The 18450-nt window shown below is 48.3% G+C and carries 20 protein-coding genes; 4 read left to right on the top strand and 16 right to left on the bottom strand.

Annotated elements, in window-relative coordinates:
* Positions 1 to 56: 56 nt before the first annotated feature.
* Positions 57 to 1088 carry a nitroreductase family protein gene (locus tag NSQ46_RS14595; RefSeq protein WP_340900460.1) on the top strand — a complete coding sequence of 344 codons (1032 nt, stop codon included), beginning with the start codon at positions 57 to 59 and terminating at the stop codon, positions 1086 to 1088.
* A gap of 87 nt (positions 1089 to 1175) precedes the next feature.
* On the opposite strand, the gene NSQ46_RS14590 is transcribed toward NSQ46_RS14595, so the two are convergent.
* From NSQ46_RS14590 to NSQ46_RS14570, 5 genes are all read right to left on the bottom strand, one after another.
* On the bottom strand, positions 1176 to 1538 hold the full coding sequence (locus tag NSQ46_RS14590) for a DUF4181 domain-containing protein (protein ID WP_341033263.1): 363 nt from the start codon (positions 1536 to 1538) through the stop codon (positions 1176 to 1178).
* A gap of 332 nt (positions 1539 to 1870) precedes the next feature.
* On the bottom strand, positions 1871 to 2749 hold the full coding sequence (locus NSQ46_RS14585) for an ADP-ribosylglycohydrolase family protein (RefSeq protein WP_028405105.1): 879 nt from the start codon (positions 2747 to 2749) through the stop codon (positions 1871 to 1873).
* Between the two features lie 82 nt (positions 2750 to 2831).
* Positions 2832 to 3656: an isocitrate lyase/phosphoenolpyruvate mutase family protein gene (locus tag NSQ46_RS14580; RefSeq protein WP_341033262.1), complete on the bottom strand. Its 825-nt coding sequence runs from the start codon at positions 3654 to 3656 to the stop codon at positions 2832 to 2834.
* Between the two features lie 182 nt (positions 3657 to 3838).
* Positions 3839 to 4273 (bottom strand): SRPBCC family protein, encoded by a 435-nt coding sequence (locus tag NSQ46_RS14575; RefSeq protein ID WP_007128213.1) that lies wholly within the window; start codon positions 4271 to 4273, stop codon positions 3839 to 3841.
* Between the two features lie 2 nt (positions 4274 to 4275).
* A complete protein-coding gene (locus NSQ46_RS14570; RefSeq protein ID WP_341033261.1) occupies positions 4276 to 4776 on the bottom strand; it encodes a MerR family transcriptional regulator in 501 nt (166 codons plus the stop codon).
* A gap of 233 nt (positions 4777 to 5009) precedes the next feature.
* Between NSQ46_RS14570 and NSQ46_RS14565 the strand changes: the two genes are divergently transcribed.
* Positions 5010 to 5348 carry a DUF1801 domain-containing protein gene (locus tag NSQ46_RS14565; protein WP_007128215.1) on the top strand — a complete coding sequence of 113 codons (339 nt, stop codon included), beginning with the start codon at positions 5010 to 5012 and terminating at the stop codon, positions 5346 to 5348.
* 228 nt (positions 5349 to 5576) lie between these two features.
* Here NSQ46_RS14565 and NSQ46_RS14560 read toward each other — a convergent pair whose 3' ends face one another.
* The 3 genes from NSQ46_RS14560 to NSQ46_RS14550 all read right to left on the bottom strand — a co-directional run bounded on the left by NSQ46_RS14560 (position 5577) and on the right by NSQ46_RS14550 (position 9479).
* Complete coding sequence (locus tag NSQ46_RS14560) at positions 5577 to 6095, bottom strand: hypothetical protein (protein ID WP_342576907.1); 519 nt, start codon at positions 6093 to 6095, stop codon at positions 5577 to 5579.
* Between the two features lie 361 nt (positions 6096 to 6456).
* On the bottom strand, positions 6457 to 8496 hold the full coding sequence (locus NSQ46_RS14555) for a serine hydrolase (RefSeq protein ID WP_342576906.1): 2040 nt from the start codon (positions 8494 to 8496) through the stop codon (positions 6457 to 6459).
* Between the two features lie 245 nt (positions 8497 to 8741).
* A complete protein-coding gene (locus NSQ46_RS14550) occupies positions 8742 to 9479 on the bottom strand; it encodes an SDR family oxidoreductase (RefSeq protein WP_028405111.1) in 738 nt (245 codons plus the stop codon).
* Between the two features lie 186 nt (positions 9480 to 9665).
* Here NSQ46_RS14550 and NSQ46_RS14545 point away from each other — a divergent pair, with 186 nt between their 5' ends.
* Positions 9666 to 10571: an AraC family transcriptional regulator gene (locus tag NSQ46_RS14545; protein ID WP_028405112.1), complete on the top strand. Its 906-nt coding sequence runs from the start codon at positions 9666 to 9668 to the stop codon at positions 10569 to 10571.
* A 257-nt stretch (positions 10572 to 10828) separates the two neighbouring features.
* Here the strand turns inward: NSQ46_RS14545 and NSQ46_RS14540 are convergent, their stop codons facing one another.
* The 8 genes from NSQ46_RS14540 to NSQ46_RS14505 all read right to left on the bottom strand — a co-directional run bounded on the left by NSQ46_RS14540 (position 10829) and on the right by NSQ46_RS14505 (position 17620).
* A complete protein-coding gene (locus tag NSQ46_RS14540) occupies positions 10829 to 11326 on the bottom strand; it encodes a DinB family protein (RefSeq protein WP_007128221.1) in 498 nt (165 codons plus the stop codon).
* 131 nt (positions 11327 to 11457) lie between these two features.
* Complete coding sequence (locus NSQ46_RS14535) at positions 11458 to 12051, bottom strand: YdeI family protein (RefSeq protein ID WP_040738121.1); 594 nt, start codon at positions 12049 to 12051, stop codon at positions 11458 to 11460.
* 130 nt (positions 12052 to 12181) lie between these two features.
* Complete coding sequence (locus NSQ46_RS14530; protein ID WP_040738123.1) at positions 12182 to 12958, bottom strand: TerC family protein; 777 nt, start codon at positions 12956 to 12958, stop codon at positions 12182 to 12184.
* A gap of 556 nt (positions 12959 to 13514) precedes the next feature.
* Positions 13515 to 14720 carry a PQQ-binding-like beta-propeller repeat protein gene (locus tag NSQ46_RS14525; protein WP_007128224.1) on the bottom strand — a complete coding sequence of 402 codons (1206 nt, stop codon included), beginning with the start codon at positions 14718 to 14720 and terminating at the stop codon, positions 13515 to 13517.
* 349 nt (positions 14721 to 15069) lie between these two features.
* Complete coding sequence (locus NSQ46_RS14520) at positions 15070 to 15270, bottom strand: helix-turn-helix transcriptional regulator (protein WP_007128225.1); 201 nt, start codon at positions 15268 to 15270, stop codon at positions 15070 to 15072.
* 10 nt (positions 15271 to 15280) lie between these two features.
* Positions 15281 to 15661 (bottom strand): DUF3796 domain-containing protein, encoded by a 381-nt coding sequence (locus tag NSQ46_RS14515; protein ID WP_007128226.1) that lies wholly within the window; start codon positions 15659 to 15661, stop codon positions 15281 to 15283.
* The gene (locus NSQ46_RS14510) at positions 15654 to 16877 is read right to left on the bottom strand and encodes a hypothetical protein (RefSeq protein ID WP_342576905.1); all 1224 of its coding nucleotides are present in this window, start codon (positions 16875 to 16877) and stop codon (positions 15654 to 15656) included. The genes NSQ46_RS14515 and NSQ46_RS14510 overlap by 8 nt, the downstream gene beginning before the upstream one ends.
* A complete protein-coding gene (locus NSQ46_RS14505; protein WP_342576996.1) occupies positions 16874 to 17620 on the bottom strand; it encodes an ATP-binding cassette domain-containing protein in 747 nt (248 codons plus the stop codon). Before NSQ46_RS14505 ends, NSQ46_RS14510 begins: the two co-directional genes overlap by 4 nt.
* 289 nt (positions 17621 to 17909) lie before the next feature.
* On the opposite strand from NSQ46_RS14505, the gene NSQ46_RS14500 reads away from it, so the two are divergent.
* Positions 17910 to 18341, top strand: coding sequence for an N-acetyltransferase (locus NSQ46_RS14500; protein ID WP_007128230.1), 432 nt, complete (start codon positions 17910 to 17912; stop codon positions 18339 to 18341).
* The last annotated feature ends 109 nt before the right edge of the window (positions 18342 to 18450 follow it).

Below are 18450 nucleotides of genomic sequence, written 5' to 3'. Positions count from 1 at the left end.
CAAATTTTTTTAATATTTTTGTTTACTAGTAAACAATTTTCCGAGGAGGAATTACATTGAATTATTCCCAAACGATAAGAGAACGCAGAACCATCCGGAGATTCAACCCAACCCCGGTTGACCCTGATATAATCGTATCCTTGCTGACTGATGCAGCCAAACTGTACGAGACCGAAGGTACACCGCGCTGGCGCTGCCTATACGCCGGCACGGCAGAGTCGCGTCAAAGGCTGGTTGAGAGCATGATCGCCAAAATGAAGGAAAGCAAATTCGGCAAGCTTATCCCTGCTAAAATGATCAATTATTTCATAAAACAGATAACGGATATTCCCTCGCACCTGATCTTCATCGCGGAATCCGCCTCCGATCAGCGACAGCGCGATGAAAATTACGCTGGCGTGTGCAGTATCATGGAAAATTTTCTCCTGCTTGGTTGGGAGCGCGGGTTGGGCGCGCTGTGGGACACGGATCCGATGCTTCAAAGCGAATCGTTTCTTGCGGAAATCGGTTTGCAAGAGGGGGAACGTTTTGCTGGAATTTTACACGTGGGATATTTCGATAAAGTGCCGAGAGCCCGAAGAAGAACGCCGGCGGAACAAAAATGGACCTTGATCGTCGGAGACGGACAGCCGAGTGAAGTGCAATCGAATAACGCCCGGATTTCAGAGCAAAGCATTCTGGAGGTTCTGAATGACGCCGTCTGGGCGCCTAATGACGGATTAAGGGAACCGTGGCGTTTTATCTATGTAACGGGCAGCGGAGCAGCCGGAAAGCTGCCTGTCTTGCAAGGGAATCCTTCGTCTGCCCTCCTCCTAGTCGTAGCCAAGGAAGAAGCAGATTCACATAAGCAGGAGGAGGATTATGCAGCGGTATGCTGTTTGATCCAGAACTTTCAATTGCTGGCCAAATCCAAACCGTGGTACGCACGCCGAACGGTCCCGGAATGGATATATAACCAGGATCATTGCAAGCTATTCGGCATCCGTCCACTGGAGCGGATAGTAGCGGTGCTGGAGCTCGGGGAAGATGATCCATTCTCACAATCGGCACCGTCTGCTCCCCCATTGCTGAACCTCACGCATTTATGATGATATAGGAAAAAAAGGACATTCGTTCCTTCAAACGAATGTCCTTACGACCCTTTTTAGAAAATACGGTGGATCCTGCTTGCAATATCAAACGAACAGCTCAACACCAAAGAAGAGCAGCAAGCTGCTGACACTTGTGTAGGCGCTTAGGAGGTGCTGTTTGGATTCCTTATTGAAGCGTCTTTCAACAACGGATCGGAATGCATGCAGAAAGACTAGCACAAGAATAAAGTCCTGATAAGCCTCCCATCTCCATTCCAGAACAAGCCTCGTGTAGAAGAGGGCGATTAAAGAAACCGCAACAATGATGAGCTCCCCCATGAGATGAAATCGGTTGATATGCTTATACAACGGCCCATTTGAATTGTAGGTGACTTTCATTTTTTTTCTCATCCATAAGTAACCGATAACGACTACGAGTGCATACAAAATGATACTAATCTGAAACATTCAACTGCCCCCTTTCTAAGATAATGGACAGTATCACTTTTGACTTAACGCTCAAGTTTTGTGTACAGCTGCTCGAATTTGGTAATAAAGGTGATCCCTTCCTATTAAAATACACTACTTTCTTGTTTGGATCAATGGATTTAAGGAAACGCCTTCTTAATTGATTAATAAACTCACACCATGCTTCCAGGTTAACATAAGGAATCATCGGAGTGGCTGATATTTAATACTCGAGACCGCTCTGCTGCTCTTTATCTAACGGGTACTTCTTGGTCAACAAGGACTTGAGCTTCATGGGAAACAAAAAAAGCCGCGGATTCCGCGACTCCTTACTACGAAATTTTCAATGCATATAGCTGCGAGCTGATCTCATCAAGCTTCTCCTTAATCAAAATCGCCTCGGCATATCGGGCCGGAATGCCCGCATAACCGTAGTAGATGCCTGCTAACCCACCGGCGATCGCGCCGATCGTATCGGAATCACCGCCTAGATTTGCCGCCTTCTGCACGACTTCTGCATAATCCGACGTTTGGAGCAGGATGTGGAGCACCCACCGGAAGGTATGTACCACATACCCGCTTGTCGGACAATCCGGCCGTTCTTCAATGATGTCCTCGTATTCGCTTCCCGCCACTTCGGCCATGATCGCCGTTCTTAAGTGTTCTCCCTGCAGAAGGCGCTGAGCCATTCGGTTATACATGATGCAGGCTTCAGTACACCTTGGATCATAATGCGTCATGCGTGACTGCATAGCCGTCATTCGATCAATATCTGCCGGGTCCTTATACGCTAACGCCGCAGGCAGGCATCGCATGAGGGATCCGTTCCCGCCGCTTTGCCCCATATCCATGTGCGCCACAAACGCGGCTTCGAGCCAATCGCCCTCGTATTTTTGAAACACGTGTCGGATGATATTCCCTATGTCTTTAGGTCTCGATTGATACCATTCCATAAAGAAACGCCCGATTGCTTCCATTGGTTCAACAGGATTTTCGAGGATTCCTGCTGCCACGCACAGGGTCATCATCGTATCATCGGTCACTTCCCCAGGCTCCAGGTGCCATACCCCACCGCCAATGATCTCCGTCAAATAACCATGCTTCTCCTCGATCTCCCGTTCAGTCATAAACTCCGTCGTTCCGCCAAGCGCGTCGCCCACAGCCACCCCGTACAGCCCGCCCTTGATTCGGTCAAATATTATGTTATCCATTCAAGCACCTCACATTTACTGAAGTTCTTCGTCGAGAGCGTTCTTTGGGGATGTATAGGATTATAGCATATGTAGAAGCCTCTTAGAGCCTCAATAAGTCATCATAAGAAATTTTCGAGGTCGAGGTCATTAGCTCGAAGCTGCCCCTATCCAACATGTCCCGGCCGATGGACTGCAATAAGGATACCGCAGCTCGGAATGGCCCGGAGCCGGTACTGATTCGCTGGATGCCGAGCGCTTCAAGTTCATGCGCTGGAGGCAATTCGGGTACAGCCAATACATTAATCGGGCCGTTTATTTCTTGCCTGAGTGTCCGGATGTCAGAGACTGTTTTGATTCCGGGGACAAAAATACAATCTGCGCCTGCTTCCTGATAAGCATGCGCCCGTTTAATTGTTTCCTCGAGCTTAGTGAAAGGAGTCTCTAACTTGATCCAGTAGGGATCCGTTCGGGCATTGATAAAGACGGGAATGCCAATGCGTTTCCCAAGCTCACGGATGGCGGCGATTTTCTTTTGCTGATCAGGAATATCATACAGCGGCATTTGCGGATCCATGGTGCTGTCTTCCAGATTGATCCCTACCGCGCCGGCGTTGATTATCTGTTTGACCGTTTCAACAATTTCCTCTGGGGTCTCTCCATAGCCGTCTTCGATATCCACGGTTACGGGAATGTCGACGGCTTGAACAATGCTGCGGACGGCATCCAGCATCGTGTCAAACGGCATGCTGCGGTCGGCATAACCACGAGATGCCGCAATGCCAGCACTGGTCGTGCCCAGAGCTTGGAAGCCGCATTGCGCGAAAATTTTCGCGCTCACAGCATCCCATGCGTTAGGCAAAATAAAGAAGCTCGAGTGAAGCCTTCTGAAATTCATCGCCTTTTGAACTAGTTGTGTCCCTTCCATCTTACGCCCTCCCAACTCAATTTCTTCATATATGCAGCCCCGTTACATATTACACCAGGTATGATTCGATAACTATCGAAGTATGGAATGCACATGCCCGCTCCGCTCCTGCACTCGTCTTAGAAATGAACAGAGCCGTTCTCGGCAACAGTCGTTCCCAGACCCTACAAAATCCCTGTCTCCTATTCGAGTGATTTGCCAAGCGCGTCAAGCATTTCGTTCGTGCCATGCTCGCGTATCTCTGGCGTATCATGCCCGTCGAAAAACGCCCCTTGCTCGGTGAATACCAGCTTCGTGCCGCTCTCGGTTGGGAAGAGCTCTACAGTCGTGATTGAAACGGACATCCGAATATCGTCCGAATCCAGGGAGTAGCTATAAACGATCCGCTCCTCCGGCACAATTTCTTGATAGCACGCATCAAAGGTAAAGACGGGTCCCTCTGGCGGACCTCCGCTGCTGTATTCCCGCCCTCCGACACGGAATTCAAAAATTTCGGGCTTGGAGAACCACTTTGCCTTGGAATTCACATCGGACCAGGCTTGAAAGACCCTCGCAGGCGATGCGGCATAAGTTCGTTCCACTACAAAAGTGGCGTGTTTGACAAAACGTTCAGTCACGGTTAATCCTCCTTAGATTTTGATTCTTCTTCTCCCATGGCAAGAAAATCGCCAAGCATATCGAGACGCTGCTCCCACCTTGTCCGCCGCTCGATAACCAATGCCTCATGGCTTTTTTTCATCACTTGCAAGAGTTCGGTGAAATCTTCCACAGCTAATGGTGCATTTCCCTGTATCGACTTGGATACATGCTGAAGCTGTTCAAGGAGCATTTGCTGAAGCTTCATTTGCTCCTTAATTCGAGCCATCTGCAGGTTGATGATCTCCAGCGGGCTGATCTGCCCGTCGATAAGGACGGACTTGATTTCCTCCAAAGATAAACCCAACTCCTTCAGCGATACAATCTGCTGCAAGCGGGAAAGGTCAGATTCGTTGTACAGCCTGTGACCTGACTCAGTCTGCGCGGATGGCGAGAACAAGCCGATTTGATCGTAAAATCGCAAAGTTCGCACGGTGAGCCCTGCGAGTTTGGCAAGGTCCCCTACTTTCCAATGTCGTCTCATCAGAAACTCCTTTGTTAGCGCTAACGGTTTACCGGTAGCTCTAGTATAAAAGATGACGTTACGTAAGGTGCAAGCCATAGCTTGATTTTAGAGCAGGATTTGCTTGGAATGCATCCATATATCTGATAGAAATATTTGGGCAAGACATTTACCAAATATTCCTTTACAGGAATATTCCAAACGTGGTATATTCAGTTCAGTAAATAATTTCCTGGAAAAGGAGCTGAGCTGGATTGAATCAAGAAGTAACCTCTTTTATAGAAAATCTCGGTAAGCCGTGGCAAGTTGAGATTTCAAATCGACTACGCGAGTTGGTTCATGAAACCATTCCCTCGGTCGAAGAGCGTATCCAGTACAAAAAACCGCATTTTCTTAAGAATGGACATTACGCCGCGGTGATTTCCCCCTCGAAAGACGCAATTGCGTTCATGATTATGAATACGGCCGAGCTGGAAGTGCCGAAAGAATTTGAAGGTCCGCCTGAGCGAAAATGGTTGAAAATTCGTGAAGTCGATTCGCCGGACTATGGACTCTTAAGTCAATTGCTCGAAAAGGCATCCAGTTCGCTTTAATGTAATCGAGAAGGCGATTTGAGCATATTTATTTTTCATCGATTGGAACATGATGTGCAGGGAATGCTAATGGATTATCCTAATTTATCGATTACCTGTCCAGCCAGCAATAATCCATTTTCATATCTGAAGGCACCCGGAAAATACGGTACTAACCGTTCATTTCCAGGTGCTTTTTATGCTGGAGGTCGTGTTAAAAAAAGAAATCTGAACGGCAGGTGATTACCATTATAATCCAGATTCTGGCGACCGTCTCTCATTCTTGCATGCAGGCTCCTTAGCTTTTTTGAAGCTTGCGCCTTTGATTATTTTGGTAGGCAGAGGGTAGATTGTTATGAGCTTCTCATAAATAACCTTCACCTCTTCTCGGTTATCACTTTTTATATGGCGAGCCAGAGCTTCGAAGTCCGAAACATCCTTTTTCCGATACCAGTCATACCCAAGCGCTATGGATTCGGCGAGTTTATCTCGCGATTCTTGAGGAACTTCCGGCTTTTCGAGATACATTTTTATGGCATACATCACGTTCGACCCATACAGTTCGCCAGTACGGTTAAATTCTTCCCCTTCAGACTCCGTTTGCGGTGTGAGATCTGCTGACTCCCCGATATTCGGTGTTGGAGCTTCTTCCGATACGGATGGATGGTTTCGTTGATTTGCCTCTCCGGTACTATTGCTGCAACCGGCACTCAAGGCGAAGGATAAAATCATTGCGATTTTACCCCCATAATGAACAAGATGCTTCAAGTTTGAATTCCCCCTCATGCTTCAACAAGCAGATTGATCTCTGTGGGATTATTCTACTATACAACCATTATTTTCTTCCAATTATTTTTCGACTGCCCTTTGGCAAAAGGTGTCAGCGAAATAGTGCCCGTGAACCGAGCTAAACAAATGGGCTCGCTCCGCTCCAATCGGACCACCATCTTGATTCCCACGGATTGGCGAATTTTGGCCCTTGGGACAAAACAACGCATGAAAAAAAGCCGCCTTTGGCGACTTTTGAGAGTAACTTTTCGGTCTTGTACAAACGGTGATTCATGCATTTAACACTCCGGTTCATCGCTTCGCTTAAAAATCACATAAGTTCGAGTGACCCTTCAACAAGTTAAGCGGAACCCGGCAACGTCAAGCTTTTCGTCCCAAGGAGGTATAACAACGCTGCCGCTTCCTTGCGTGTCATGACCTGCTTGGATCGGTAATCGACGGAGCCGTCTGGGGACGGTGTCACTTCCGGACCATAGAACTTGTATCCGACGATATTGCTTACAGCGTCAACGGCCCATGAATCGGTCTTCCCCGTTAGCTTTGCTTTCTCTAGCGGATGACCTAGCAGGATCGCAAGCCGTGAAGCCATCGCTGCCGCCTCCTGACGGGTGATCGGACGGTCCGGTTCGAACGAGCCTTTGTCGGTGCCTGTCACAAACCCCATATCAAACGCTGTCGTGATTTTACCCGCATCCGACCGGTTCGCCGTGTCCCTGAATGCAGGTTGGCTCTTTGAAGGGACAGCTCCCAGCCAATTGACGAGCCAAATGGCGAATTCGGCGCGAGTCATCGGCGCATCCGGAAGAAACCTTCCGTCCTGTCCGGCTTTAACCACGTTAAGCTGATGCAAGCCGTCAATGTAGGACGCATAAGGATGATCTTCGCCGACATCCTTAAATCTTTCGGGAATAGGCAGCTTCTCCGACCACGCCGCCGGATTGGTTTTGGTGAATAAGAACCTGATGGTCCCGTCCTTGTTTTCTTGAAACGCCACAGGACTTCCTTGCTCATCCTCGAACAGCAGCGGCTCGACTTGTTGGAGTGTGTGCTTACCCATTAAATCTTCTAGCAAGAGTACGCCATCTTGTGCCTTAATTCGAGTTGTCAAATAGGCGACCCGCAAATCCCGATAGATGCCTTCGTACCTTTCCAATTGATCCTTGGCAGGTGTAGCGTAGATTGGTTGACGTTCAGCCGGAAAATACCTGTCCATGAATGCTTCGAATAATCGGTCTCGAAGATCGGAGTTATTGTTGTACACGATAAAGGCGCCAACTTTCTGCTCGGGAAGAAGCCACATCCATGAAGCGAAACCGGGGATGCTCCCTCCTTTTCCGATCACGTATTGATCGTTGAATTTGTGATGCATAGCGAACTCAAACCCGTACGTCATCGTCGGCACCTTCGGATGAATCGCCTTCTGCACGCTTTGCATCTCTTTTAATGTTTCTTTCCGAAGAATGCGTGTCTCTCCGAGCGTTCCTTCGTTTAAATGGGCGAGCATAAACTTGGCCATATCGCTCCCCGTCGTTAGCATGCTGCCCTGAGGCATATCGGTTGGAATCGTATTGTAAGGCGGCAGCGGCTCTTGCCGTTCGTTGTAACCGGTAGCAAGGCTTGACTCCATGCCTGGAGTCAATACGAACTGGCTGTTCTTCATTCCAAGCGGCTTGAAAATGTTGTCATTCACGTATTGATGGAACGGCTTACCGGACACTTGCTCGACAATATAACCCTGCAGCATTGAGGCGAAATTATCATATTTATATACTTCGCCCGGTTTGTGAATGACCGTTGGCATCGTCTTGATGATGTAATCTTTGAGCTGCGCAACGGCGGACAAATCGCCCGTAATCATGTCGCCCGGCGGCGGGTCTACGATATCAAAGCCGGTTGTATGTGTAAGCAGATGCTCCATCGTTAGCGGCGAGCCCGTATTATTTTTTAGTAGCACGTCGCCCATGTACTGCTGAACGTCCTGTTCCAGGTCGATCTTGCCTTGTTCCACTAGCTGCATAACGGCTGTAGCCGTAATTACTTTGGAAACGGAGGCAATACGAAACCTGGACTGTTCCGGATCGACGGGTTTTCCTGCCTCGAGGTCTGCATAGCCGTAGCCTTTCTGCAGCAGTACTTTGCCATCCTTAACGACAACAAATAACGCACCGGGTACTCCCAAAGCCTGAATATCGGGGCGGTTGAAAAACGTGTCGGCAAACGCTTCGATGTCCTTCTCGTTCAGTATGGCCGCCCTTTGGGCTGGCGCCAATTTCTCTTGAGGCTCTCCGGCTGCGGATACCGCAGGCACGGTGGCACAAGCGACCATAACGACTGCCAAAGCCGAAAGCATGTTTTTTTTCCAAACAGGGATCGTTGCCATTTAAGCTGCTCCTTTCTCACTCCAATCTGCTATTGCAGCGGAATCGCCATTACAAGTATTGAGGTCTTGTCTTCGATGCCGGATCCGACTTTTTTATTGTATTTGCGAATTCTTTCTGTTTACTTTCTCGTTTCATTCAATTACCTTACAAAAAGGCACAGACGTCTCGCGAACCAGGTTCAGGTACTAAAAAAACCGCCATTGGCGGCTTTTTATGGGACTTGTGTCTTGTCCCCGTCAGCTTCTTAATTAAATCCGCCATTAATGCGGATCGTCTGTCCTGTTATCCACCGGGCTTTGTCGCTGACAAGCAGCTCGATCGCATTGGCAATGTCTCCGGGTTCGCCCAGTCGTCCGAATGCGTTCATTCGGCGGTATGAATCAATTAGCTCTGGTGACTTGCCGCTTAAGAAAAGTTCAGTTGATACCTGGCCCGGCGCTATGCAATTGATGACGATATCTCTTGCGCCGAATTCCTTGGCCAATTGGCGGGTCAACTGCTCGACTGCTCCTTTCGTAGCAGCGTACACGCTGTACGTCGGAAGCATCCCACCTGAGATGGAGGTCGAGAAGTTAATGATCGTTCCCCCCTGCTCCATATGCTTCATCGCTTGTTGACAAGCGAAATACGTTCCCTTCACGTTGATCGCGAAATGCCGGTCAAAGCTCTCCTCCGTCACGTCCTCAATCGCCGTACACTCCATGATGCCGGCATTATTAACCAGAATGTCCAGGCGTCCAAACCGCTCAAGCGTTTCCGCGAACAACGTTTCAACTTCTCCTACCTTGCTGACATCGGCACGAATCGCTGCAGCTTCCCCGCCGGATGCCTCAATGGTCTGAACAGCCTCCTCCGCTTTCCCTGAATTCGAGGAATAATTGACGACCACCTTCACTCCGGACGCAGCCAGTTGGATCGCGATCTGCCGTCCGATTCCCCGTGAAGCCCCGGTAACGATTGCCACTTTTCCATGTAAACTCATATTTGTTCACACCTTTACCTTCATTTTATTGCCGGTAACCCGACTGGATTGACCCTGTGAACTCATTATATGGAATCAATGGCTTATGCCGTTAGAACATATCTATTCAATCCTTGCCTAATTCTCTTCATTCTCGATATGATAAAAGCAATACACTCCGACTGATCTGGAAAGGAATACGTGACTATGGACGAATTACTCCGCAAGGAGCAAGTCTTGCAGCAATTGGCGAGTTTGATATGCCGCCACGCTCCGTCAACCGGGACACATTTGACGCCGATCCCGTCGTTGATGTTGATGCATGCTACAAAACTGTCCCAGCCGATGGAATCCGTATATAAGCCATCGATATGCGTCGTAGCGCAAGGGGCAAAAACAGCGACAACGGCCAATGAAACCTATCGATATGATCCATCGACCTATCTGGTGACTTCCGTCGAATTGCCTATCATCGGAAGAATCATTGAGGCTACGCCCGAAACTCCGTATTTAAGCCTAAAACTTAGCTTCGATGCGGACGTCATCTTGGATATTGTCAAAGAGACGAGCCCCTCCGTTGTTTCGCTGAGGGAAGCCTCCCGCGGCATAACCGTAAATCGCACGTCTCCACCATTGCTCGAAGCCATGGTTCGTCTCATGCAGCTGCTGGACGAGCCAGATCATATTCCTTTCCTGGCACCGCTAATCATCCGCGAAATTCTGTATCGCATCCTCCAAGGTGAACACGGCTCGCTTATCTATCAATTTGCTATGATCGGCAGCCATGCACACAATATCGCGCAGGCGATCCAGATGATTAACCGGCAATACGACCGTCCGCTTGTCATTGAGCAGCTTGCCAAATCCGTCAACATGAGCACGTCTGCATTCCATAAACACTTCAAACGCGTCACGGCAATGAGCCCGTTGCAGTATCAGAAAAGCTTGCGCTTGCAAGAAGCCCGCCGACTAATGGTGACCGAGGCCGTGCAAATTTCCGAAGCCGCCTTCCGCGTAGGCTATGAGAGCCCATCGCAGTTTAGCCGCGAATATGCCCGTATGTACGGACGGCCGCCCATGCTGGATATTCAGGAGCTACGGGATTCGATATGAGTGATAGTCATAAGCACTGCGCGAAACATAAGCCATTTTAAGCCAATTTTCATGACATTCATTTGACCTTAAAACAAAAGAAAAGGCAATCTACTCCAATCGAATAGATTGCCTTTTCGGGCCGCTGTTACTTGCCACGATGTCTCGTGATAAACGGAAATCTTCCTTGGTATTTTCCCTCTGTTGTACTAAGGAGCGGAGGAGATCATCGCCGGCAGCATATGCCGATTCCCCGCGACTTCACGAGGCATCTTCATTCATTTTACTGACTCGTCGGCGGATGGACCGTAAAAGCCCGGAACCGGAATATCAAGGAGCCGCAAATATACCCCAAGCTGCGCCCGGTGGTGAACCATATGGCTGATACCGAAGGTGCGAAGCGCGATAGCCCGAGGCTGGCGCAGGATGATATGGTCGCCGTTTCGCAAGGTCCATTCCTCGCCGAGCGTCGTCTCACCGCATTCGGCTAACAGCTGATCAAGCTTGACGACGTTTGCGTCGAATTCTTCCAACACGTCATCGCGTTTTTCTAAAGCCTCCCGCCGAAGCGGCACGGTTGCAAGATCGAATTCAGGGTACTGAAAAATGGCAATTTGCCAGTTGAGGATGTTGATCAGATGCGTGGCCAATCCGCCAAGCGTCATGGACTTCTCGTGCGGCTTCCACGACATATGCTCTTCGGGCAAGCGCTCCAGAATGCGGCGTGTAGCACTCAACTCTTGCTTCGCGTCTCCCACAATCAATTGTTTTACCATTGTTTTCCTCTCCTCCTTATATAGCAAGCATACTATAAACCCGCTCGGGTGAACATCATGGATTGGGTCGGATCTTTTCCAGTTCTCAATGAGAGTCCGCGAGAATCGGAAAGATGAACTAATCGTATATCCTAATCGTTTAATCCCTTTCCATCAAGGATTTGCGGTACATATTTTTCGACCCGGGACGCACGGGTTTTAGACTGCTTGGGTTGGGAGAAATAATGAAGATACGCTCTTTGACGTCCGGGCGTCAAGCCTTCAAATGCTGCTTTCAAGCCAGGGATTTCCTCGAGCTTAAGTTGAAACTCTTCAGGAACTATGTATTCATCCGTCTTTTTAAAATTGACTTCCAAACCGGCCTTTTCAATCTCAATCGCTTCATATATATAAGATTTCAAGATGGGTTCTAACTCATCGATTTCTTGTGCATTGGTGAACCGAATTTGACGCGCCGCCTGCACATTTTCCGTTTGTTGGATGAGAATTCCGTGGGCATCCTGTAATAAGGCGCCTTTGTGAAACAGCAGTGCACAATATTCCTTAAATCCGTGGATTAAAACGACGTTCTTATTCTTAAAGCTGTAACAAGGATGCATCCACTTAAAATCTTCGGTCAGCTCACAGTCAAGAACGATGGCTCTCAACTTTTCATATTCTTCTTTCCACTTTCTGGATTTACTTACGAATTCATCGACCTTTGGATTCAGATTTCGAGTTGTCACGATGGAGCCCCCCCCCTTCAAATTCGTCGATCCGCCGATCGACAAGAATGATCATTCATCGTTTGCGTAAAATGGCCACCCTTTACTGGATGGCCATCTGTCATTTCATATAGTGAAGCTCAGAGTTAACCTAGAGTGGATCGGCTTGTGATTGTTTTTTGTTCGCAGGCGCAAACCAACCGAGAAGGGCTATCGCCACCAATACACCATAGAAGATCAACGTCCAGGCTGTGCTATGTGGAAAATGATGATCCAGCACAGCGATATCCTCATGAGCTAATGTAATCACGACGAGCTTGACCCCAACCCATGCTACGATGGCATATGCCGTGGTCTCCAGTGCCGGCCGTTGAGCAAGCAGCTTAACAAACCATGTCGCCGCGAATTTGATCAGGATGAGCCCGGCGATGCCGCCAAGCAGGACAACGATAAATTTTCCGCCGTCCATTCCACCGAAATTTCCAAGCGGCGAATCCGGAAGGCCCAGCGCTAAAGCCACTGCAGCAAGAATGGAGTCAATCGCAAAGGCGAGGTCAGCAAGAGCAATTTTACCTACGGTAGGCCAGAAGCCTTTGCCCGCAGCATCTTTCTTTATATCCTCGCGGATGTTCTTGTTTTCCTTGCCAAAACGCGCTTTGATTATATGTTTTAAGCCAAGGTACAGCAGATAAGCAGCCCCGATCGCTTGAATTTGCCAAACGTTCGCAATAAATGATATGGCAAACAGGGCGGCGAAACGAAAAACAAACGCCATGATAATTCCGTAATTGATGGCTTTCTTCTTCTGGTCATCCGGTAAGTGCTTCGCGATTACCGCCAGAACGAGGGCATTATCCGCAGATAGTAAGCCTTCCAATCCAATAAGAATTAGTAATGCCCATGCATACTCCAACCAAAGTGACTCCAACAGTTACTTCCCCTCTCTGATGTTTAGAATGTCATGACAAGCTTCTTGCTTTTAACCTCCAAGCATTGAAGCAAAGGGGATTTTCCGACTTACATGGTTTCCCGTATCCCCTTTCGCTATTTACGTTGTCATTTAACGTCTCGTTTCATTCATTTTTCGTTTGTTTTATCATTCATGCTCCGTAGAAATCTCATCACCTTTCATAAAAATTGCCACCCGCTACACTATCCGTTGATGAATCTATTGTTAGTGTCCATTTCGGCTAAAGATAGTATACCAACAGCCTGCCGCTATTCATAGTGACTGTTGATATAAAAGAACCAGAACGGATTTGGATACAAAGTCGCAGAAATCGTGAGCTCATGTGTAAACATTCCAACTCTCTCTTTCCATCCGAGCATCGCGGCATGCATCGAAGAAGATCCATGTCATTACCGCTTTTTTGGATACGAAAAAAAACCGCTAAACGCAAGGAACCTTGTGTTTAGCGGCTGCTGCATGAAGAAGCTAACCTGAAATGAGTCTGGCTCGTCAGCTATTGGTGTTGAGGGATATGTTACTGAGCAACAGGTTTCTTCACACCGCTGATCTGCCCGCCATGCTGAACGACAAGCACGTCTTGTCCGATGAGCGTCGGCAATGGTGTGCCTTTGTATTGAGCGGAGGCCAGCGTACGTCCACTGTTCGTATCGAGCATTAGCAGCTTGCCGTTCTCAAGTCTTACATAGGCGATGCCCGAATCGCCGAGGGACCATTCGGTCACTTTCGCTTCAAACGAATAAGTTTTTTCCGGCTCGGATTTGGAAGGACTGACTGTTTTGAAGCGGGAGACCACAGCTTTCTTTTGAGTCTCATCATACTTTTCAATGACATAGAAATACTCTCCATCGGATACGACATCCGATGCACTTTGATCTTCCACGAAATCCACCGGTATGTAGGATCGGGTAGCCATAATTTTTCCGTTGGTCAAACTAATTTCATTGATGTTAGCTGCATATCCGGCATCGATGCCCTCGGTTACGTCTCGCGAATAGAACGATTTGTCATTCGAGAAGAGAATGTCCTGATGGTCACCGTCGTTTTGTGTCCATTTTACTTTGCCGTTCTGAGGATCGATTCCCTGTAACCCGCTCGTGGTCAAAGCACCGTCGATAGTCGTGGTTGCAACAAGGATTTTGCCTGTTTGCAGCAGTTTGTACCCATGGGCGCCGCCCTTCAATTTCCACTTCACCTTTCCGTTTGATGCGTTGTAGGCCGTCAGTCCGAACGCATCCCCGACATAGATCACACCATCGGCTGCATGCAAGCTGTGATTCACATAGCTTTCTTTCTTAGCTGGCTGGGATTGGGTTTTAACCTTCCATTGCAGCTTCCCTGTTGCAGCATTGAGCTTGATCAATCGGCCAGTCGCATCCGTAAACCATACCGATTTACCGTCTGTGACGGTCTGCGAGACCGCGGTCGCAGGATACGTCCAGCGGGTTTTGCCTGCCGACGCGTCAAAAGCAATATATTTCTTCCCGACGGAATAGTAAAGGCTGTTCTTAATTAATGTGGTTTGGGGGCTGATCTTGCTCGGATCTCCCAGCGTCTTCGTCCACATCGGTTTCAGATTATAGGAAGACTTGTCCTCAGCTGACGCAGCAGAAGCTACATGTCCCTGCCCCGGCAAAATGGAAGAAATCGGCGATGCGAGAAGAGCCACTGCCATACTTGTTACGACGAGACGAGAAACGGTTTTCTTACGATTCATATTCATTGATGTATTCCTCCTATGATTAGATATACATATACCAGACGCTAGATAAGACAAAAGGTTGCATAATAATCCTATAAAATCCAAAATATCGAAAATTATTTAAAACCTTCCATATTCAGCATTCAACGAAACTAGGAAGTAACTGGATCGGTCTCACAACAGGGATAACGGGCTGGAGAAACCTTAACAAGCTGAGCCGCCCTGTGAGACGAAACGACCATCCGCTTTATGGATACATGTTATTGTATTATGACTAATTAGTTTTTTCAAGAACCATTTGGTTTTTACACAGGCGTACGAAATGACGCATTTGCTGATGCTATGGCCCATCAAATGCATCATCGTATGTTTAGTCGAATATAAACAGCTCCTCAATGGGCGCTCCAACTGCACGGGAAATATCAATCGCCAGCTTTAAGGAGGGATTGTATTTTGCCGCCTCCAGACGGATGATGGTTTCTCGGCGAACCCCTACCTTGCCCGCCAGCTCATCTTGGGTCATTCCCGCTAACTGCCTGTACTTTTTCAAATTGCATTTGAATGGTTCCATGGGCATCCACCTAACAATATTTATCCAGATAATAAAAAGTTATGGAATACGTCAGAAACGTAGCTGCCCAACCCGCTGCGCTCACGATAATCATGAATTCTCTCGTTACGAAGGCGAACATGCTGCCCATTCCAATGATAAACAAACATGCGGCCGGCACCCACATGGTGATGGACCTCGCCTTCTGAGCATTCATGTAATACCGTTCATCCGGCATCTCCTCTGCCAGCTTCCCATTGAAATAGAAACTGAAAAAGCTAAAAAAACTAAAGTAAAACAACATGGCTGGATCATGGGTCTTAAAATACTGCAGTCCGTTAAACCCCAATAAACCGAGCAGCCAACCGTGCTTTCCAATCCGTACGTAACGCTTCCTCTGTCCCTTATACATTCCTGATTCCTCTCCTGCGGTTAAAAATCAACGCCACCTCGATCCCTACCAGCAGAGCGATAAGGTATACGGCTGCATCCATGCTCATCACCGCGGCTGCCAGCAGGCACATCATCAGCGGAACGGCATATTTGCGGGGATGGTGCCATAAGTCACTCTCCACCCGCCATTTGTGCACGGGATATTTCCACTCGAGCCAAACGGCTGCAATGGCGGACTGGGCGGCAAATACGATGCTAATTACATAATACACGATTTCTACGGACCCATGAAATAGAAGCCAGGAGACTAAGAAGATCATGTAGATGAACAGGTTTACGGTCAATATAAACAGACCATACGGAACAACGGTACGTTGAAGCTGGCCTGGCAGCATTTGGATCTTCCGGTGCAGCCCGCGATTGCTCGATAGCAGGATGCCGATCGGCGTGTTAAAGGACAGAACCGCAATTGCGAGCGGCAGGCACGAGTCCAGATGCATCTGCTCGAGCATAAACGCCATGAAACCCGCAAATATACATAACGCCAGCGTATTGTATAAATAGCTTTTATGCGAGATTAGATACCGTACAATGTACCGCAGGAACGAAGAGCTTCGAAGCGGTGCCGCTTGGTTATCCTTCATCCTCGAGACCTTGTAGAATCGGTAAGAATCCGTCCGATGCAGCACGAGCCCTTGGAGGATGGTGCTGATCAGCAGTCCCGTCAACCGATAGGACGGCTCGGGGAGAAGACAGAGGGCTGCTTGGATGAGCAGCAAGAGACTGGCAGTTATCCTTTTACCGCTGTTCATCTGGGCGAATATTACGAAAGCAGTCAGGCCCGCATTCAAAAAGCTAAGCAGAAATGCCGGTATATAAATAGCCGTAAAGGACGAAAATGCCATGTAAAATACGAGAATGTACGAAGTCTTGGTAACCAGGGTGTATAGAGCAACCGCATAAAAATAGGCTGCATTGAACATGCCTGGCGCAAATGGAAGCATGAACGCTCCTTTCAGCTTCCTCCGGTTATCGTCCGATGCCAAGGTCTTCAGTACGATACCAAACGTAAATACGGTTATGGCCGTCATAAATACGAGCAAGGACACCTCATAATGGCGATCCAGGCTGCTCAGCGCCGCAAAGATCGCGGCTAAGGCTATGGCATGCTTCCACAATCGGTCGTAACGCGCCCCGAGGAGCTTTTTGGCGAATCCATGAAATGTCGAGATCACTTGTTCAGTACACCTCTAATGTGCTCGGGATCCATCTCTCCTTGCAGGAAAGTGTGACGGATTGATCCGGCTTCCAAAATGATGATGCTGTCCGAGGTTAAGCACAGGCTCTCAAGTACGTGGGAAGAAAACAAAATCGTCCCATAGCTCCTGTATTCATTCATCAACCGGTACAAAAACTCCGTGCTCTCAAAATCCAGCCCGTTGACCGGCTCATCCAGCAGCAGCAGCTCCGGACGCAGTGCAAATCCCGTGATCAGATAGGCCTTCCTCCGGCTGCCCATCGATAATTGGCCCAAGAACGCGTTCCGGTATTTCTGAAAGTTGAATCCTTCAACAAGTTCATCCAAGGTATCGTGACGAACTTCTCGTCCGTAGGACCGGAACACATGTCTCACATATTCCTCGAACGTGAAATACTCAAACGATTCGTCCTCCGAGAACACGGTATACCGGTTTCGCTTAAACGCAAGGCTGGTCAGCGATGCATCCTCGTTCCTCCACTTCAGCCGCTCAAGCGAATAATGCCGGTGAATGCCGCTCAGAACATGGATCAACGTGCTCTTGCCGGCTCCGTTCAATCCTACCAAACCGATGATTTGATTAGGGCCGATTTCCAAATGAAGGTTCGAAATGACGGCGTCCGTTTCCGTCCGGTACCAGGCGCAAAGTCCGGTCATGCTTAACAAATGCTGCTGCTTCCCGTCATTGATTGCGGAATTTCCAACTTCTCCAGCCTGCATAAACAAATAGAACGCCTCCTGCTAGAAATAATAGAGCCAGCGGATACGATTGTTGGATAATACGTTGAATGCCAATCCCGATCCAGAGCAGGCCCATCCCGATACGAAGAACCATTTTCATCCCGATCATTCCTCTCAGATGTGATTTATTTGTCTCTTTATGTGATAAATATATCACCTTTTATGCAGATGGTCAAATGGCTTCCAGGTTTGACACGGTGCAGGAAAGGTTTTACAATACGGGGCATGTGTCCTAAAATACGATGTTTTATACTGGAGTGAATACGATATGCAGATTCGATTGATGACGGATAACGATATGGACAGCGTTATCGACATTTGGCTGGCTGCCTCGAAAGAAGCCCACCACTTCATTCCCCAGGAATACTGGGAGTCCAAAGAAAAGGACATGCGGTCCGTGTATTTACCAATGGCCGAAACGTATGTGCTGGAAGAAGCAGCCGGAATAGTCGGCTTTATATCGACCGTTCAGCATGCCTTGGCTGCTTTGTTCGTTCATCCTCGCGAGCAAGGCAAGGGGTATGGGTTGGCCCTGCTTCAATCCGTCAAGGAACGCGGCCCTAAGCTCGAGCTTAAAGTGTATAAAGAGAATGAGAACGCCTTTCGTTTTTATTCCCGCCACGGCTTTTCTGTTGTTGAAGAAACGGTTGATGAGGATACCGGTCATGCGGAATACGTCATGTCCTGGGAAGAGCGTTAATCGGGTATATTCCCCTTCAAATGCTTCTTCGCTTCATTCGCTGATCTTCGTGAATGGAACCCATCAAATAAACCCACTGATCCTGAGTGATCAGTGGGTTTAAATAATT

Source organism: Paenibacillus sp. FSL M8-0142 (assembly GCF_038597315.1).
Lineage (GTDB): Bacteria > Bacillota > Bacilli > Paenibacillales > Paenibacillaceae > Paenibacillus_AQ > Paenibacillus_AQ lactis.
The sequence above is the reverse complement of the archived record's forward strand: the minus strand, read 5'-3'. Positions and strand labels throughout refer to the sequence as shown.

Excerpts from the sequence above, each read along its gene's own strand:
- NSQ46_RS14590 (WP_341033263.1), bottom strand. The coding sequence starts at position 1,538 with ATGTTTCAGATTAGTATCATTTTGTATGCACTCGTAGTCGTTATCGGT.
- NSQ46_RS14585 (WP_028405105.1), bottom strand. The coding sequence starts at position 2,749 with ATGGATAACATAATATTTGACCGAATCAAGGGCGGGCTGTACGGGGTG.
- NSQ46_RS14580 (WP_341033262.1), bottom strand. The coding sequence starts at position 3,656 with ATGGAAGGGACACAACTAGTTCAAAAGGCGATGAATTTCAGAAGGCTT.
- NSQ46_RS14570 (WP_341033261.1), bottom strand. The coding sequence starts at position 4,776 with ATGAGACGACATTGGAAAGTAGGGGACCTTGCCAAACTCGCAGGGCTC.
- NSQ46_RS14555 (WP_342576906.1), bottom strand. The coding sequence starts at position 8,496 with ATGGCAACGATCCCTGTTTGGAAAAAAAACATGCTTTCGGCTTTGGCA.
- NSQ46_RS14550 (WP_028405111.1), bottom strand. The coding sequence starts at position 9,479 with ATGAGTTTACATGGAAAAGTGGCAATCGTTACCGGGGCTTCACGGGGA.
- NSQ46_RS14545 (WP_028405112.1), top strand. The coding sequence starts at position 9,666 with ATGGACGAATTACTCCGCAAGGAGCAAGTCTTGCAGCAATTGGCGAGT.
- NSQ46_RS14540 (WP_007128221.1), bottom strand. The coding sequence starts at position 11,326 with ATGGTAAAACAATTGATTGTGGGAGACGCGAAGCAAGAGTTGAGTGCT.
- NSQ46_RS14525 (WP_007128224.1), bottom strand. The coding sequence starts at position 14,720 with ATGAATATGAATCGTAAGAAAACCGTTTCTCGTCTCGTCGTAACAAGT.
- NSQ46_RS14520 (WP_007128225.1), bottom strand. The coding sequence starts at position 15,270 with ATGGAACCATTCAAATGCAATTTGAAAAAGTACAGGCAGTTAGCGGGA.
- NSQ46_RS14515 (WP_007128226.1), bottom strand. The coding sequence starts at position 15,661 with ATGTATAAGGGACAGAGGAAGCGTTACGTACGGATTGGAAAGCACGGT.
- NSQ46_RS14505 (WP_342576996.1), bottom strand. The coding sequence starts at position 17,620 with ATGCAGGCTGGAGAAGTTGGAAATTCCGCAATCAATGACGGGAAGCAG.
- NSQ46_RS14500 (WP_007128230.1), top strand. The coding sequence starts at position 17,910 with ATGCAGATTCGATTGATGACGGATAACGATATGGACAGCGTTATCGAC.